Annotated in this window: 3 protein-coding genes (2 of these 3 cut by a window edge); all 3 read right to left on the bottom strand. The window is 65.1% G+C overall.

Annotation, left to right across the window (positions count from 1 at the left end; all coding sequences use genetic code 11):
* Tightly spaced (each overlapping or abutting the next), the 3 genes in view from J3U88_RS04940 to J3U88_RS04930 form a layout consistent with a single transcriptional unit that may run on beyond the window.
* Positions 1 to 135, bottom strand: partial view of an amino acid adenylation domain-containing protein gene (locus J3U88_RS04940; protein ID WP_207857248.1) — the 5' end (the start) only. The gene continues 12,621 nt to the left of window position 1, outside the view; the window shows 135 of its 12,756 coding nt (coding positions 1-135); the start codon lies at positions 133 to 135; its stop codon lies off the left edge, out of view.
* Positions 132 to 8,876: an SDR family NAD(P)-dependent oxidoreductase gene (locus tag J3U88_RS04935; RefSeq protein ID WP_207857247.1), complete on the bottom strand. Its 8,745-nt coding sequence runs from the start codon at positions 8,874 to 8,876 to the stop codon at positions 132 to 134. The genes J3U88_RS04940 and J3U88_RS04935 overlap by 4 nt, the downstream gene beginning before the upstream one ends.
* Positions 8,873 to 16,465 carry the final stretch of a non-ribosomal peptide synthetase gene (locus J3U88_RS04930; protein WP_207857246.1) on the bottom strand. Its footprint extends 37,710 nt past the window's final position, so the window shows 7,593 of its 45,303 coding nt (coding positions 37,711-45,303); its start codon lies off the right edge, out of view — the gene reads right to left on this strand; its stop codon occupies positions 8,873 to 8,875. Before J3U88_RS04930 ends, J3U88_RS04935 begins: the two co-directional genes overlap by 4 nt.

Genomic DNA, 16,465 nt, shown 5'->3' with positions numbered 1-16,465 from the left:
CCCGTCGCAACGCACGGCCGGGGCGTTGGGCGTGCCTTCCACCCGCGCTTCAATCAGCTCATGCAAACAAGCAACCCCTTTCTCAGCGGTGAGCCCGGCGCCGACGCCGGATTCAGACCTTGGCTTGTGGTTCATACTTCCTCCATCGCCGGCACAATCGCATCACCGGCGCGGCGGAACCGCCCCGGTCTGGCTCGGATCAAATCGCGAAATTCGGTTTGCGCCCAGACCTCGGGGAAGGCGGCGAGCGCGGCAAGGAGGCGCTGGTACCCGGCGAACATGGCGGGCACCATCTCGTCCGGGAACACGCCGCACGCCACATCCCACTTACACTTGAGCGCATCACCGGTTTCCAGGCTGATGTTGTCCATGTGGACCCGCGAGGTTTGACTCTGGTAACCGGCAAATCGCACCCCTTCCGGCAGGTCGAAACGGGTGGCGCCACCCATGTTGGTGTACACGATGGGAAAAGCGAGTGGATCCTGTTTGGATCGTTTGGCGGTGACCTTGCGCAGGGCGGCCAAACCGCTGACACCGGCGTGGGCCAGGTCGTCGTTCACCGTCTGCTGGTAACCTTGGACCTTGGCGGTGAAGGTTCGCGTGTCGGGGCGAACCGCCACCCAACTCATGGCGGTGAAGTCGCCGACAATCCGGTCGACATCGGCGTGATAACGGGGTCGCTGCCAGCAGGGCACCACCAGCCCGAAGGGTTCGCCGCCGCTCCAGGCCGCCAGGACCTCGGCGTAGGCACCCAGCAGGACCATGCTCTCGTGGATGCCCCGTTCGCGGGCGGCCGCCTTGAGCGCGGTCCATTCGGTGAACACCTGCTCGAAACCCCGCGTGGCGGTCACCGCGCCGTGGTCCAGCCGCGGCAGGTCGGGCCCGCCCGGCATGTTGAGGAATTTGTCGCGCCAATAATCGCAATCGGCACGCCAGGCAGCCGTGTTTTTGCGGGCGTGACCGTGCATCACCACATCGCGAAAAGCGGCGCCCGGCGCGGACAAGGGCGCGGCGTCACCGGCATAGTCGTGGAACAACTCGCGGGCCAACTGATTGATACTGGTGCCGTCGGCGATGATCATGTCGACGCTGAACAACAGACGGGCACGCGCCTCGGGCAGGCGCGAAACATGGAGGTCAAACATCGGCCATTCGCCCAGCGGGACGATGCGTTGTTGCATGGACTCAGCCGTTTCGCGCAGGCGCTCGGCAATCGCGGCGCCGTCCTGATCCCGCAAATCGGCGACGGGAATTCGGTAGTCGGGCACTTCCGCGAGGACCTGCTGCATGCCGTTGGGTTGAATCACGGCCCGCAACATATCGTGGCGCGCCAAAACCTGGCCCCAAGCGCGGTTGAGGCGGTCAAGGTCCAGGTGATCCGCATCAAAAGCCATGGTGATGCGGGAACTGAGGTTGCCGCCGAACTTGCTGCGTCCAAAGGCGTAGGCCTGCTGCTGGTCGGTCAGAGGAAAGGGTTCAAAACGGGCGCGCGGATCGAGGTTCATCGCCGGTTCGGCTTGAACCTCGGTACGCAGCGTGGCGCGCCAGGCGCTGTCGCTAAGGCGCGCCTCATCCGCCGCCAAGGACCGCAGTAACCCGACAAAGGCGGCAAACATGGCTTCGACGACCCCGGCCTGGAAGGCGGCGGGCACCACGTCCCAATTGAACACCAGGGCGCCATCCCGTTCGTGGACCTGGAAGTCGAGGAACACACCCGGTGTTTGCGTCACCGCGTAGCCGATTTCGGCGAACATCGGTTCCGCCGCGGCGGTTGTTTCTTTGCCCAACAAGGAGGTGAACACCACCGGCAAACTGAGGTCTTGGGCAACGCCCTCCTGCTTCTTGAGTTCTCGCAACACCCGGATGCCGCTGACCGCGTCGTGGTCCAGGTCGCGCCACAGGGCTTCCTGGGTCGCGCGCACCCCTTGTGCCGGTGATTCGCGCGGCGGTTCCGAGGCGAACAAGGTGGTTGAAATAAAAGGCGCCAACACCTGGGCCAGGTCGGGATGCAGCGGTGGCCGGTTGACGTAGGTCAGGATCAGCAGGAAGCCGCGGTCGTCACTCCAAGCGTGCAGCACCTCGCGGAACAGAGCCAGCAACAGCGCGCTCGGGGAAACTTCGAGGCGGTGGGCCTCGGATTTAAGCGCCGTCCATTGGTTCGGGTCCAGGGTTTCAGCCAAACGTTCGCGCGGGCTGTCGCCGAGGTCGCCGCAAGGGTTCATCGGCAGTCCCGGCGGACGTGCACAAGCACGCACGCGATCCAGCCAATAGGCCAAATCCCGTTGGGCACGGGGCGAAGCGGCAAAATCTTTGACGGCCAGCACAAAGTCCCGGAAGGAAACCGCGGGCCGCGGCCGAACCAATTCTGGGTTTTGGTAATGGGCGTTCCATTGGCGGAACAACATTTCCAGGCCGGACCAGTCCAACAGCAACTCGTCGATGCTGAAGTGAATCACGGTATGTTGTGGACAAATACTGACGCGAATTTCGAACAGGGGCCATTGATCGGGGGCGTAAACGCCGTGGGCCATACGCGCGCGAATGCGGGCCAAGGCGGCTTCGCGCGCGCTTTTGGTTTTGCGGCGCAGATCGAGCACCTTAAATTCGTAGGGCGTGGTTTCTGGCAGAACCTGCTGGCGGCCGTCCTCACGGAAAACAACCCGCAACATGTCGTGATGGGCGACCAGGGTTTTCCAAGCGCCGTTGAGGCGGTAGAGGTCGAGAGGTTGTTGGGGATCGTCGACCCCGGCAGCGTTGAGTTCCAGGTAAATGTGGCAGCCGACGCCGCCCAGCTTGCGCCCCAAAAGGTAGGATTCCTGGATGTCGCTGAGGGGGAAGGGCTCGAAGCGGCCGGCCGGGTTGGGGACCACCATCGGCAGCGCGGCCTCGCCCACCGGCTTGGTTTCCGTTGCATTTTCCTTGGGCGGGGTCGGCGTGAGCGCGCTCAGTTCGCGGGCAATGGCGGCGGCGGTTTGGAAGCCGGCCAAGGAAGCGGCGGGCAACGACAGGCCAAAACGTTTTTCCAGTTCGGCCTTGAGCAACACCCCGTTGAGCGACCCAAAACCCAGCTCGACCAAAGGTTGATCCGCGCCGACACGCGCGGGGGGCAACGCCAGCATGCGGCCGACTTCCGCCTGGATCCAGGTCAACCAAGCGTCGCCGCTTGCGTTGGGTTTCGGCATGGTTTTGTCCGGCGCAGGAACGGGTTCCGCGCTGCTGTCGAACCAATAGCGGGTGCGTTGGAAGGGATAAACCGGCAGGGACAACGGCTGCATCGGCTCGGGGTAGAGCTGGTGCCAAGGTACATCGGCGCCTTGGGTCCAGAGGTCGGCCAACTTGACGCGGTCGTTTTGGCGGAGCAGCGTTTGCAGGAACTGGGCGCCCGCCTCCCCTTCCAACAGGTTTTCGATGCGGTGCCGCGTGGCCGTGCTCCCGGAAAAAACCGGGAGTTCCGCGGCGGTTTCGCCGTCGGCAATCCGTCGCAAAGCCTGCTGCAAAGCGGGAATGCTGTCAACCACCAAGGCCAGCCGATGGGTCATGGCCTCGCGACCGCATTGCAGCGTAAAGGCCAGGCGCGCCAGGGACGTTTTGGGATGGTGCGCCAAATAGTCGGCCAAACGACCCGTCAGCAGCGGCAGGCGGTCCGCGTCCTTGGCCGACAGGAGCACCAGCTGGGCGCCGCCGGCCTCGGGCGCGGCTTGGGACACGGGGGGTTGGACCGCATATTCTTCGAGGATCAGGTGGGCGTTGCTGCCGGCGGCGCCGAAAGCACTCACCGCCGCCCGACGCGGCACCGCGGTGAAGCGACCGTCCACCTCGATCTGGGGTTGGGTCCAGGCTTCCAAGCTTTCCTGGAACACAAAGGGACTGTTTTCCCAATCCATTTTGGGGTTGGCAACGGCGGGTTTCCGGCTCGGCACCAGTTGGCGGTGGTGCAGTTGCAACACGACCTTGGCCAGTTGGGTGAAACCCGAGGCGGCCTCGGCGTGGCCGATGTTGGTTTTCACCGAACCCATGGCGCAGACAAAACCATCGTCGTTGGGAAACGCCTTGCGCAGGGCGTTGAATTCGACCGCATCACTCAAGGCGGTGCCGTTGGCGGCCGACTCTACATAACTTATAGTGGCGGGATCGATCTTGGCTTTGGCCAAATTCGCGCGGATCAAGCGGGTTTGGGCTTGCGGGTTGGGCACCGAATACCCGGTTCCGGCGCCGCCGTGGTTGAGTGAGGAAGCTTTGATCACGGCCAAAATGCGGTCGCCGTCGGCCTCGGCGCGGGACAGGGGTTTCAGCAATAGGGCGCCCACGGCCTCCGCGGGCAGGTAGCCCCCGCCCTCGGCGAAACCGCGCTCGGCGGGATCGGAGGCGATCATGCCGGCGGCGCTGAGGCCCAGGTACTTTTTGGGATGGAGGTTGAGGTTGACGCCGCCGGCGACGGCCAGCTCGGTTTCGCCCTTGAGCAAAGCCTCACAGGCGAGGTGCACGGCCACCAAGGACGCGGAACACATGGTGTCAACCGCCATACTCGGCCCCTGCAGGTCGAAGAACTGGGAGACGCGGTTGGCAATCGAGGCGTAGGAGGTCAGCGACAACAGCGATTCGGTGGTGGGATCGCCGCGGAAGGCGTGCATCTGCTGGTACATGGCGCCGACGTAAACGCCGACGCGACGGTCGTGGCGTTCGGCCAAGGCGGCGCGCGTCAAACCCACGCTTTCAAATAAATGCCACACCGTTTCCAGGAACAGGCGCTCCTGGGGATCCATCAGTTGGGCCTCGCGGGGCGAGATATTAAAAAACAGCGGATCGAAGCAGGCCACATCCTCGAGGAAGCCACCCCAGCGACAGGTGGTTTTGCCGGCGGTATGGGGGGTGGCGTCGTGGTACGCCGCGCCGTCCCAACGGTCGGCGGGCACCTCGCTGATGCAGTCACGACCCGCTTTGAGGTTTTCCCAGAATTGGTCGAGATCGCGGGCCATGGGAAAACGCCCGGTCAACCCGATTACGGCGACGGCGTCTTGCTCCGGTTCCACGGGCCGGTGCACCCGCGCCGCATCGCGCGAGGCCGGCGGTGGCTGAGCGTCTTGGGTCGCACCCGGCGCGGCGGCGGGCGGCTTTTGTTCGCGGAAGCCGACCAGCGCGGCCAGTTTCTCCGGCTGCTGTTCGATCAGCGCCGCCACCAACGCCTCGATGGTGGGCACTTCAAAGAAAAAGGTGCTGCTGATGTTGTCCAGCTGTTTGCTCAGCCGGTTGGTAAGCTGCACGGACAGGATCGAGTCGAGGCCGTACTGTTCCAGGCGTTCGCGGCTGTCGATTTGCCGGGGGTCCAGCTTTAAGGTCTCGCCAATCAACTCTTTGAAGTACGCCGCTGCACGGCTTTTCAGCGACAGCGCCCCAGCGGCGGGAGACGGCGCAACCGCGCGCGGCGCCGTCGCGGCAACGGATTGGGTCGCAACCGGCGTTTCGGTAAGACGACGAATCATCCCGTCGGAACGGGCCACGATCACTTGAGAACCCAGTGCCTCGGCCCAGGCCGCGGGGAACAGCACGCCGTTAAATCCTTCCTGCACCAACAGATCCCGCCAAACCGACCCGCTCAGCCCCGGGCATCCTGGCAAGCGCAGTTCGCCATCGCGGTAGCGCCACCAGCCTTCCAACAAGCCAAAGGTCAGGTGGGCGTACAGGCTGCCGCGACTCATTTCGTTGATCACCAACACCCCGCCCCGCCGCAAGACGGCTTTGGTGTGGCGCAGGGTGGTGCGCATGTCGGGGGTGGCGTGCAGCACGTTGGTGGCCACCACCAGGTCGTAACCACCCACCGCGATCCCCTGCGCCGCGGGATCGCGCGTCACATCAAACAACGCGGTGCGCAGGAAGGGCGCCTCGGCGGTGAAACGCGCCTCGCCGTGCATTAAAAAGGCCTTGGAAATGTCGGTATAGGTGTATTCCGCGACGGCGTCGCCCAACGGCTGCAAGCGCGCCAAAATCGCGGCGGTCGTGCCACCCGTGCCCGCGCCGATCTCTAAAATACGCAGCTTGGCGCCGGGCGCTCGCCCCCGCCGCGCTTCCGCGACGGCGACGGCGGCTTTGGCGGCGGTTTCGTTAAATAAGTTGGCGCTGTCGTTGCCTTTGTAAACGGCTTCCACCAGCTCGGTCGACCCGTTCGGGAACAGCACCTCGGTGGCAGGCTTGCGGCCGGCCAATACATCCGGCAAAGCCCGCAGGCAGGTATCTACCAAACGCAAACGCGCGGCCTGATCCGGCGCGGCGGCTGCGACACCCTGCGACCAACGCCGCCACGGGGCCTCGCGGTCTTCCGGTCGGTCATGCAACGCATGCTGCGCCAACAGACGTCGGCTCTCAACCAACCAATCACCGAACCAGGCGCCGACGGCCGGCACCCGGTCAGCGTCCAACAAATCGAGCCGGTTCAGACTGTCCCACAGCAGAGGCGCCAACTGGTGTTCCAGACGCGCGGCGGTTTCCAGCCAAGCTTCCAGCAGCAACAAGGCCGTTTCCGGCGGCGCCTGCTGCAGCGACGCCGTGACGGCGGCGTAATCCGCGTCGGCGCCGGCCGGTATCAGCATCCAGCGTTCCGGCGGCGGGGTCGCGGCCGGCCCGGTGACCTTGGCCAATGCGGCACATGGCACGGGCAATTGCAGCAACTGTTCCAAGGCGGCCCAGCCCTCGTCCGGCTCAATCGAGGCGATCCCCGCGCGGGCCATGCGTTGCTGGTAAAAGGGATCGGCGACGCGGCCGACACCGCCCCAGTAACCCCAGTTCATCACCTTCACGGTGCAAGACAGGGTTTGGCCCAACTGCACGGCGAGGGCATCCTTGGCGGTGCAGGCGGCGGCGTAATTGGCCTGGCCGGGCGAGGTTTGGTAGGCGTTAAGCGACGAGAAAAACAGCAGGAAGTCGAGGGGTTCGTCACCAAAAACCCGCGCCATGGTGACACCCACATCCAGCTTGGCGGTCAGCGCCGCGCGGAACACGGCCTCGGGCATGTTGACCAAGGCGCGGTCGTCGAGAACCAGGGCGGCGTGAACCACACCGTGGATCGGGCCGAAGGCGGCGTGAATCCGCGCCCGCGCTTGGGCCAGGCTTTCCCCATCGCTTGCATCGGCTTGCAGGTAGAGGGGACGAGGGCCGACCGCGGCCACCTCATCCAAAGCGGCGGTGATTTTTTCGTCCAACGGGCGACGGCCGATCCACACCGTCTGGGCCCCGGTTTCGGCCGCCAGGCGTTGGCTCCAAACACGACCCAACCCGCCCGCGCCGCCGATAACGACGTAGGTCCCGCGCGCGCGGTGCGGCGTGGGTGCGGATTCGGCGGGGACATCAAGCGGCAGGAGCTCGCGGCGCCACCACTGTTGCCCGCGCACGACCCAAGCGTTGCCCTCGGGATCGGCGGGCATACGGAACAGGGTCGCAAAGGCCGCACCATCCGCGGCGGCGATGTCACACAAACGGATGCGCCAGTCGGGGACCTCCTTGGCAAGGGAACCCACCAAACCGTGGACGGCGGCGTGGGTGGCGTCCACGGCTTCATCGCCGACGGCCAACACCTGTTGGGTAACAACGGTGAGGTGCAAGGCGCCCGCGCCGTTTTGCAGCAAGGCCTGGATCAGGCGGAACAGATTGAAAACACCGCCGTTTTGGGCGGCGAGCATGGCCGGCCCCACGGCCGCGCCGGCGGGTGCGAACCAGACGATGTGTTCGATGGGTTCGTTTTGCTGAAGCTGGGTGCAGATGTGGGAAACCGGGACGTCGCCGGCCACCTCCAGCACGCCTGCCTCGGGAAATACGGCTTGCAGCGCGGCCTGTTGCGCCGGCGTCCCGCCCACCAGCCAAGGCGTCGGCACGGGTGCAGCCGTGGTCGGCGGGTGTTGAACTTGCCAGGCCGGCGCCGTGAGCAGCAGCGTCTCAGCGGGGGTGTTCTCCGGTGGGTCCATCTCGCGGGCCGCCAATCCTTGCAGCCGCACACACACACGACCGGCGGCGTCGCACAAATCGATGTCGCGCTTGCGGCCGTCGGCGGCAGGCCGCAACCAAGCCCACATGGTCGTTTCACAGGGGCCGTACACCTTAACCTCGTTGACGGCAAAAGGCAGCGACGGCCGACCCGCATCACCCTCGGCGAGCAGCGCGACCGCGGCTTGCTGGGCGGCGTCCAAAAGCGCGGGGTGCACCCCGTAGGCCGCCAAACTCGCCGGTTCGGCGTCCAGCGCCAATTGGGCCAAAACCTGATTACCCGCGACCCAAACCGCGCGCAAGGCGCGATGCATCGGACCGTAAACAATACCGAGCGCTTCGAAGCGACGGTAACAGGTCTCGCCGTCCAACCGCCGTGTTTGGATCTCTCGCCGCAACCCCTCCAAATCCAGCACCGGCCGTGCCACTTGCGTTTGCCACTGCACCAAACCACCACCGTGCACCACGACATCGCCGGCTTCGGCCCCCGTGGTGATCTGGTAACGCAACACGCCGGGTTCCTGCTCGGCAAGGGTGACCTTCACATCGGTGGGGCTTTCGACGGCAAGCGGGGCGGTCCAAGTAACCTGGCGCAGCAGGGCGCACGCGGTTTCATCGGGCGCGGGCAGCGCCAGCGCCGCGGCAACTCGCGCCACTTCGATGTAAGCGGCCCCCGGTAAGATGCGCCGCTCCCGCACGCGGTGGTCACGCAAGAAAAATTCGTCGCCCTCGAAGCGGCTGCTAAAGGCGATCTCGTTGAGGGTCGAGACGTTGTGGTGCACCAGCGGGTGCAGGCGGCAATCCGGGGCAGCGGCCGCGGCTTCAATAAGCTGCATCGCCTCGGCTTTGGTCAGGGAACCTTGCTGAAATTTGCGGTAGATCAGTTCTAAATGCGCTTTGTTCATGAGTCCATCTCAGTCTGTTCCAGTGCTTCGGCGATGCTGATTCGCCCGGCACCGAGTTCGTCCAGTAACTGTTCAAAAACGGCGGGATCAAAGGAACGGCGGCCGCCGGCCACCCTTCCTTCGTTGGGGATGCCGGTTAACGGCGGGTTATGGGTCGGCACATTGCCAGGGGTGGCCGACGCGGTCTTTTTGTGGGGAAGCCAGTAGCGTTCCCGCGCAAACGGATAGGTTGGCAGCGCGATGCGGCGCGGGTTGCGGTCGGCAAAGAGCCGGTTCCAATCGAGCGCGGCGCCTTGAACCCAAGCCGCCGCAAGTTGGTCGAGGCTTCCCGGTTGGGGCAGGTGCGAAATGAATGGGTCGGGGTCTTGCGATGGGTTCAAGGCCCCGTCAACCCGGCCGACAAACAGATCGGGAACGGGCCTTCCGTCCAAGTAAGCCTGCAACTTGATTTGCAGTTCATCGTGGGTGGCGGCGATGAGCGCGAACCGTTCCTTCCAGTGGTCACGGCCGACCGCCAAGGTGTAGGCCGCATCTTCAAGCACCAGATCAGGGTGTTTCTTCAGAAAGGCCAGTAAGTCGGCCGCCCGTTGCCGCAAGCGTTCGGGGTTTTTGGCGGAACACACAAAAAGCGTGGCAACCGGATGGCCGCCGCGTGGCGGGATCGCATGGGGATCTGGGTAGGCTTCCACCACCACGTGGGCGTTGGCGCCACCAATGCCGAAACTACTCACGCCGGCGCTCCTCGGTGTACAGGATGGGTGCCGGTTGGAGGGGCTGAGGTGCGGTGGAGACGCGTCAGCATGGACCGGCCAGGATTGAGTTTCTTTGGCCAGGAAGAACGGGCCGCCCGCCAATTGCACATAAGGATTTTTCGATTTGAGTTGGGGATTACCGGGGGTGATACCATATTTCATCATCAATAGCACTTTTATGAAACCAGAAATTCCCGCCGCGGCCTCTAAATGCCCAATATTCGCCTTTACGGAGCCAATCGCACATCTCATTTTTTCGCCGGATTCAACACCCATGGCGGCAAACGCGGCTTTGAGGCTGTTGATTTCGATGGGATCACCCAAGGCCGTACCGGTCCCGTGGGTTTCGATGTAACCCACGGTGGCGGGATCGATCCCGGCGTCGCGGTAGGCGCTCAGCAACAATGCTTCCTGGGCGGCGGGGTTGGGCGCGGTCGGCGAGGTCGCTTTGCCGCCGTGGTTCTCGGCGCTGCCGCGAATCAGGCCGTGGATGGTGTCGCCGTCCGCCAAAGCTTTGGCCAGCGGTTTGAGCAGGACCACGCCGACGCCTTCGCCGCGACCGTAGCCGTCGGCGCGTTGGTCGAAGGTTTTACAGCGACCGTCCGGGCTCAGCATGCCGGCGCGGTCGGCGGCGATAAACAGGCGCGGACTGCACATCACGTTGACGCCGCCGACCAGGGCCGCGTCACAGCTGCCATTGCGCATGCTCTCGACGGCGCGGTGGATGGCGATCAGTGAGCTGGAACAGGCGGTGTCAATCACCTCGCTGGGTCCGCGCAGGTTGAGCAGGTAGGAAATGCGGTTGGCGACGGCGAAGGGGAAGCTGGACAAGGCGCCGGGATCGTCGCTTTGCGCCAAACACAGGTCGTGGTAGTCGGCGGAAGAAATGCCGACAAACACGCCGGTTTTGCTGCCGGAGAGGGTGCGACCGGCGATGCCCGCGTGTTCCATCGCGGTCCAAGCCGTTTCCAAGAAAATGCGAAACTGGGGATCGAGCATTTCGGCTTCCAAGGGCGAGATGCCGAAAAACAGTGGATCGAAACAGGCCACGTCGTCGATAAACCCACCCGACTTCACCCGGGTTTTGCCAAGTTCTTCCAGGGGGTTGCCGTAAATCGCGCGCCAGTCCCAACGGTCCGCGGGGATGTCGCTGATCAGGTCGCGGTTGGCGACCAGGTTCTCCCAAAACCGTTCCAGGTTGGGCGAACCGGGGAAACGACCGGCCATGCCGACCACGGCAATCGCCCGCGAACCGGCTGAAGGACCGCCGTTTGGACCGCCGCTCGAAGCGCCGTTTGGACCGCCGCTCGAAGCGCCGTTTGGACCGCCGCTCGAAGCGCCGTTTGGACCGCCGCTCGAAGCGCCGTTTGGACCGCCGCTCGAAGCGCCGTTTGGACCGCCTGAAGGATCGCCGTTTGGACCGGCTGAAGGAGCACCGTTCGGTTCTTCGTGCGTTCCTCCTGGCAGTGGGGCGGATGGTTCAGAAACCGACGCGGCCTTTTGCTCGACCCTGTTGCGCTCGGTCCCGGTTGTACCTTCACCGTGCCGGGCGGCGACGGCGCCGCCGTGGCTCGAGACGAGGAACGCGGCCAGGGCGTTGAGCGTGGGTTGTTCGAAAAAAACCGTCGGCATCAAATCGAGGCCGTAACGACCGTTGAGCAGGTTGGAAAAATCGAGAAAGGAGATGGAATCAAACCCATAGGCGGAGAGTTCGGCTTCGCCGTCGATCCGTTCCGGCGCAAGCTGTTGCAGTTCGGCCACATCGGCAATTAATTGCTGTTGGACGGCGCGCGTCAAACGGCGCGCCGCTTCCCCGCCCGTTCCCACCGCGGCCGATGCGGCAGCGTGTTCTCGCAACGGCACTTCAGCGGCGCTGACACCAAGCGACACCGCCGCAACAGTCGGCGGGCAGAGCGCGTTTTGCAGCGCGGGTAACATCCGTGCCGGGTCACCGTAGGCCACCACCAGGTTGCCGGATGCATGGGCCAACAGCGTATCCAGCGCATGCAAACCGGCGGCGGTCGGCATGGGCACCAACCCAGTGGCGGCGGTCATGCGTTTTTCGGCGGCGGCGTCCATCACCATGCCGCCGTCGCGCCATTGGGGTAAGTTCAGCGACAAGGTGACCCCGTGGGCGCGTCCTTCCCGCACCTGTTCCTGCCGCCACGCCGCAAAGCCGTCCATAAACCCATTGGCGGCGGCATAATCGGCCTGGCCGGCATTGCCGACGACGGCGGCCAACGAGGAGAACAGCACAAAAAAGTCCAGTTCCAGGTGGCGGGTGGCGGCGTCGAGCGCCAAAACGCCGGCAATTTTGGGTTGCAGCACCGCGGCCGTCGCCTCGACGGTTTTTTGGGCCAAATAACCGTCGCGCAACACACCGGCACCATGCACGATGCCGTTGAGCCGCCCGAACCGGTTGAGGATGGTGGCCGCGGCCTCGCCGACCTGTTCGGCCTCGGCCACATCCACGGCCAGGTAAAGCACCCGTGCGCCAAAGCGGCCCAGGTCGGCGAGCAAGGCCGGGGGCGCTTCGGCACGGCGGCTGCTCAGCACCAGTGTTATGTCCGGTTTTTGCGCGAAATGGGCGGCGACCAACCGGCCCAAGCCGCCAAGCGCGCCGGTAATCCAGACCACATCGCCGCGACGGGGACGGATGGCGGGGGAACCCGTGGGCCGCCACGCCTCAAGCCGGCGCACCCAGCGGCGGCCTTCGTGGTACCGCACCAGCAAATCGCCGGCGCTATCGGCCCGTTCGGCATCGATACGGGTCAACACTTGCGCAAGGTCCACGCCCTCTTCGAACAAGAGCACGCGCGGCCGCAACCAGCTGTGTTCCAAACGGGCGCTTTGCAACAAGGCGCGTAACCCGGCATGGAAACGAGCCTCGGACTCCGGCAACAACAGCAACAACGGCCGCGGGCCGCCGTCGTGGGCGCGAACCAAGGCCTGGATGTGCGCGATCATCGCGTGGATGTTGCCCTGAACCGCCGCGGCCGAAAGGCCTTCGTGGGGCAAACACCCGCCACGCGGATCCGGCCGTTGCTGTTGTAACACATCCCCGAAATCCCGGTAGGCGCGGCTAAGCACCAGGGTCGGCGCGGGCCCGCGCGCGCGACCCACGCGGGTGGGTTTTTCCTGCCACACCGGCACGGCGAACAGGGTGGCGTTGTCGCCGCGCGGGGCCATGGGCACCGTGGTGAAACCGTCGATGTCGAGCAGGCGGTTGCCGTCGGCGTCCAAAACAGAAAGATCGACTTCGTGATGGCTGCTGTTCGTCCCCGTGCCGCCGTCGCGAACCCAAACGGTCACCTGTTCGGGAAGTTCGCGGTACAGCCGCAGTTCCTTCAGGCTGTAGGGCAGGCGCAAACCGTCGCCGCGGCGAAACATCGACCACAACACGGCGCTGAGCACGGCACCGTTGACCAGGCTCGGCTGCAGCAAACCTTCACGGGGAACACCTTCCGGCAAACGCAGGGTCGCCAGGGCACCCTGCGCACCGAGATGCATGGCTTCGATGCTCATCAAGCGCGGTCCGTGGCTCTGTTGCAGCCGTTGCGAACAGGTCGCGCGATCCCAAAACCGGTCACAGCTTTGGCGCAAGGCCGCGCAATCTACCCGCGGCGGGATCGCGGCGGGCGCGGGACCGATCAGACCCCGTACGTAGGTCGCCTGCTTCTCGCGGCCCGATTCAATCGCAAAGGATCGCCACCCACCTTTTTCGGCGGGTGCCACCTCGGTGACCCATTCGCCGCCCCCCGCCTCGATCACCAGCGGGCGCAGGAAAACCAGGTTGCGCAGGGTCGGCATCGCGTGGCCGGTCGCCGCGGCTCCGGCGGCCCGTGCCGACGCCAACAAAACGGCCGAGGGTACGATCTGGGCGTGGTCGACCAGGTAATAAGCATCGCCCGCGGCGGTGGTGACATGGCGTCGGCCCTCGGGGCCGGTCAAACGCGCGGTGAAGCCGTTCATTTCAGCGCGCACCCGACCTTCGCCGTCAAACAGGATCATGTCCAGCTTGCGAACCGCCTGATCCCGGCCCTCGCGGCGACGCAAGCAACACCAGATTTCAGTTCCCAAAGCCTCGTACACCACCAGTTCTTCAAGGGCGTAGGGCAGCAAGCGGCGGTCGTCCCGCCCCCCATCGGCGAGGAGCAGGCCGATCACGGCTTGGGTCGCGCCGTCCAGTAACCCGGGCGGCAACGCCATGGTTGCAGCATCGCGACGGGAGGCGGCGGGCAGTGCCAATTTGGCCAGAACCAGGTCCTCGCCGACGGCAACATCGCGCAACACCCGATGGGCGGGTCCGTAGTGCAAACCCATCGCGGCAAACGCTTTGTAACAGGTATCGGCATCGTAACCCGTCGTGGTTTGCGCCTGTAAAGCCTTCAGATCGACCCGCGGCGGTGTGGCTGTTACACCGTCAACGGAACCTTGGCAATGAATCTGTTGCGCGTCGGAACGGAAGTAAAAACGGATACCCGCGCCGTCTTCACGCCGATCCAGGGCGAGGTTTAGGTTTTTGGGCTGCGCGGCCACGCTAAACGGCGCGACCCAGGTCAGGTTGCGCAAGCACACCGCACGTCCTTCCACCAGCAAAGGCGCCGCGGCGGCACGCGCCGCTTCCAGGTAAACCACCCCCGGCAACACCTTGCTGTCGCCGACGCGGTGGTCGGCCAGAAAGGATTCGCCGCCGTCAAAGGTGGTTTGGTAACGCGGCCCGTCGAAGGCGGAACGGTTGTGGTGCAGCAAGGGATGGCCGTCCCGTTGCACCGGCTCGGCTTCAAAGGGACCGTGCCAATAGGTTTCCCGCGCGAAGGGATAGGTCGGCAAGCTGATGCGCCGCGGCCGACCGGTGCCGACCATATCTTCCCAATCGACGGCGACACCCCGCAACCACAGGTCACCCAAGGGGCCGGGGTCGCGGCTTTCCCGCCACGCGGTTTTCGCGGCGGAAAGGGCCGCGCTGAGGTCGGCAGATCCGCGGCTTTCTTTTTTCCCGGCAACGCGACCCCGTCGCACAGCCCGCGCGTCACCGGCCAACCAGGCCCGCAAGGCCGCGGGAACCGCATCCAGGTTTTCCGCGCAGAACAACAAACGTTCGGCCATGGCCTCGCGTCCGGTTTGCAGCGTGTAGGTGAGATCCACCAAACGCGGCCTTTCGCCCGCGTCGAGGAAGGCGATCAACTTTTGGGCGTAGGCGCGCAGGCGCGTTTCCGTTTGCGCGGACAACACCACCAAACAGGGGGCGACATCATCGGCCGTTGCCACGGCGGGCGCCTCTTCAACCAATAGATGCGCGTTGGCGCCACCCGCCCCGAAGGAAGACAACCCGGCCACACGCGGGCCTTGCGACCCATCGGCGCGCTTCGGCTTGGGCCACGGCGCCGCCTCATGTTGGACACGGAAGGGCGTGTCCTCAAAGCGAATGTTGGGATTGGGGGTTGCGGCGTTCAGGCTGGGCACGAGGCGCCGGTGTTTGAGTTGCAACAAAATTTTGGTCAGCCCGGCGATGCCGGCGGCGGCTTCCAAATGGCCGATGTTGGCCTTGAGCGAACCCAAGGCACAGAAGCGACCGGCGTCACCACAATAGCCAAAGGCTTCGGTTAAACCGGCCACCTCGATGGGATCACCCAAGGCGGTGCCGGTACCGTGGGCCTCGATGTACCCGACCTGACGCGGGTCGACGCCGGCTTGGGCGAGGGTCTCGCGAATCAACGCGGCCTGGGCGACGGGGTTGGGCACGGTGTAGCCGTTGGTCCTGCCGCCGTGGTTGAGGCCGGTGGCGCGGATGACGCCGTGAATGGGATCGCGGTCACGCAGCGCGGCCGCCAGCGGTTTCAGCAGCACGCAACCCACCCCCTCCCCTGGCACAAATCCGTCGGCGTCGGCGCCGAAGGGGCGGCAGACGGGGCCGGCGGCGAACATCTGCAAGCCGCTGCGCGAGATGTAACTGGAAGGATGGAGGTAGAGGTTGACGCCGCCCGCCAGCGCGAGCTCGCAGGCGCCCAGGGTGAGGTGTTCACAGGCCTCGTGGATCGCCACCAGGGACGACGAGCACAAGGTGTCAATCGGCATGCTCGGTCCCTGTAAGTTGAGCAGGAAGGAAACGCGATTGGCAACCGAACCAAAGGAGGTGTGGGGATTGACCCGCTCTCCGCGACGCCGCCAGGACGGCCCGTAAAAGTCGAAACCGGTTTGGGTGATGCCGGCAAAGACCCCGACGCGGCGGCGGTGTTGGTCGGCAATGCGCGCGCGGGTGTAGCCGGCGTCTTCCAGGGCTGCCCAGGCGGCTTGCAGGAATAGGCGTTCCTGGGGATCCATGTTGATCGCCTCGCGCGGGGCGATCTCGAAAAACAGCGGATCGAATTCGGCGAAACCGTCGAGGAAGCCACCCCACTTGCTGTAACTCTTGCCCTCGGCCTTGGCGCGGCGGGGATCGGGTTCGAAGAAACCGTCGAGCGACCACCGTTCGGGTGGGATTTCGCCGATGCCGGTTTTGCCGGCGGCGAGGTTTTGCCAGAAGGCGTGTAGATCCGGCGCTTGCGGGTAGTGCCCGCTCAAACCAATGACGGCGACGGGCTCGCGCCGCGCGGCCGGTTCGTCGGACACGACGGCCGCGACCGACGCGGCGCTTGAAACCGGTGCCGCGGTCGGCGTCTCGCCGGCGACCTTTTGGCTGGGGGCAGCGGTATCCCGCAACCAAGCGGCGCATTCGCGGGGAAACGCGCTCTGTAAGCGGGCGGCGACCTCGGCCAAGGTCTGTACCTCGAAGAACAGGGTGCGCGAAACCCGGGGGAAGGGTTGCGACAAACCTTGGTTGAGGCGGTTGATCAG

Source organism: Acanthopleuribacter pedis (assembly GCF_017377855.1).
In the GTDB taxonomy this organism is placed as follows: Bacteria; Acidobacteriota; Holophagae; order Acanthopleuribacterales; family Acanthopleuribacteraceae; genus Acanthopleuribacter; species Acanthopleuribacter pedis.
This window is presented reverse-complemented; position numbering and strand designations above follow the sequence as displayed.

What these genes read in the sequence shown, in the direction of transcription:
- J3U88_RS04935 (WP_207857247.1), bottom strand. Translation starts at nt 8,876, where the DNA reads ATGAACAAAGCGCATTTAGAACTGATCTACCGCAAATTTCAGCAAGGT.